Genomic DNA, 2,300 nt, shown 5'->3' with positions numbered 1-2,300 from the left:
GCGTCCCGGCCGGCAGCGCCACCGGCGACACGGCCCGGCAGCCCGGTGGCTACGGCTTCCCGCCGCCCGGCGCCCACGGGTCCGGCGCGCCCCAGCCCGGGGCCGCCGTGCCGCCCGCTCCCCCGGCCCCCCAGCCCGGTTGGACTCCGCCGCCCGCGCCGCAGAACGGGATGCCCCCGCTGCCGCCGTCGTACCAGCCGGCCGCTCCGGCTCCCGCGGCCCAGTGGCCCGTGCAGCCCGGGCCGCAGCCGGCCGCCCCGCAGCAGCCCGGGCCGATGCCCGGTGAGCAGCCGCAGCCGGCGGCCGCGCAGGGCCCGGCCGGCGTACCCGGCCAGCAGCCGCCGTTCCAGCCGCAGGCCCCGCAGCCCGCACCCGCCGGGTGGCACCAGCCCCACCAGGCCCCGCACCAGCCCCACCCGGCTCCCCACCAGCCGAACCAGCCCGGCGCGCCCGCCCCGCAGCCGGCGCCCAACTCACCCACCCCGCCGAGCGGTTACGGCTTCCCCCAGCCCGGCGCGCCCACTCCCCCGGCACAGCCCGGCACGCCCAACCCTCCGGCGCAGCCGGGCGGTTACGGCTTCCCGCAGGCAACCGCCCCGCAGCCGGCCCCCAACTCACCCACCCCGCCCGGCGGTTACGGCTTCCCCCAGCCGGGGGCTCCCGACGCGCAGGTCCAGCCCGGTGGTTACGGCTTCCCGCAGACCCCCGGCTCCGCCGCCCCGGACGCTCCGCAGGCGCCGCAGCCCCCGGTCGACCCCCGCTCCGGTGCCGCCTGGCCGCAGCCCGTGCAGCACGACCAGCGGCAGCCGACCAATCCCGGTGCCGCGCCCCTCGGTTACACCGCTGCCGTGGAGCTGTCCTCGGACCGGCTGCTCAACAACAAGAAGCAGAAGGCGAAGAGCGGGCGGCCCGCGGCGGCGGGCGGCCGGTTCAAGCTCGGCGGCAAGAAGGAGGAGGCCGAGCGGCAGCGCAAGCTGGAGCTGATCCGTACGCCGGTGCTGTCCTGCTACCGGATCGCGGTCATCAGCCTCAAGGGCGGTGTCGGCAAGACCACGACCACCACCGCGCTCGGCTCCACCCTCGCCACCGAGCGGCAGGACAAGATCCTCGCCATCGACGCCAACCCGGACGCCGGCACGCTCGGGCGACGGGTGCGCCGGGAGACCGGGGCGACCATCCGTGACCTCGTCCAGGCCATCCCGTACCTCAACTCCTACATGGACATCCGGCGGTTCACCTCCCAGGCCCCCTCCGGTCTGGAGATCATCGCCAACGACGTGGACCCGGCCGTCTCGACCACGTTCAACGACGAGGACTACCGGCGCGCGATCGACGTGCTCGGCCGGCAGTACCCGGTCATCCTGACCGACTCCGGCACCGGCCTGCTGTACAGCGCCATGCGCGGGGTGCTGGACCTCGCCGACCAGCTCATCATCATCTCCACGCCGTCCGTGGACGGCGCGAGCAGCGCCAGTACGACGCTGGACTGGCTGTCCGCGCACGGGTACGCCGACCTGGTGTCGCGGTCGCTGACCGTGATCTCCGGGGTGCGCGAGACCGGCAAGATGATCAAGGTCGAGGACATCGTGGCGCACTTCGAGACCCGGACCCGCGGGGTGGTCGTCGTGCCCTTCGACGAGCATCTGGCCGCCGGTGCGGAGGTCGACCTCGACATGATGCGGCCGAAGACCCGCGAGGCGTACTTCAACCTCGCCGCGATGATCGCCGAGGACTTCACCCGCCACCAGCAGGCGCACGGGCTGTGGACGAGTGACGGCAACCCGCCGCCGGTGGCCGCCCCGCCGATGCCGGGCCAGGCGACGCCGGGTCAGCCGTACGGCTCCGGTCAGCCGTATCCCCAGACGCCCGGTCAGCCGTATCCGCAGGCGCCGGGACAGCCCTATCCGCAGACGCCGGGACAGCCGTACCCGCAGGCGCCCGGCCAGCCGTATCCGCAGGCCCCTGGTCAGCCGTACCAGCAGGCGCCCGGCCAGCAGCCGTATCCGCAGGCCCCCGGCCAGCCGTACGCCCCGGCGCAGCAGCCGTACCCGCCGCAGCAGCCGTATCCGGACGCGCAGCAGCCGGGCTATCCGCAGCCCGGTCAGCCCCAGCCGCAGCCCGGTCAGCCCCAGCCCGGTCAGCCGCAGCCGCAGCCACAGTCGGGCCAGCAGCCCCCGCAGGCCCCGCCCCAGCAGTAGGGCCGCGCCGTAACGACGAGGGCTGGAACGACGGTCTGATCTACTACGACCCGGCGTACGCCACCAACGGCAACCAGACCCTGTACTTCACCAAGCGCTACT

Annotated in this window: 1 protein-coding gene; it reads left to right on the top strand. The window is 75.0% G+C overall.

Annotated elements, in window-relative coordinates; all coding sequences use genetic code 11:
• On the top strand, positions 1–2,198 hold a 2,198-nt coding region (locus tag ABZ923_RS31615), incomplete at its 5' end, for an AAA family ATPase (RefSeq protein ID WP_361478478.1).
• Positions 2,199–2,300: the final 102 nt, after the last annotated feature.

The organism is Streptomyces sp. NPDC046881 (assembly GCF_040645015.1).
Lineage (GTDB): Bacteria > Actinomycetota > Actinomycetes > Streptomycetales > Streptomycetaceae > Streptomyces.
Note: the sequence above shows the minus strand (reverse complement) of the source record. Positions and strands in the feature narration are given on the sequence as shown.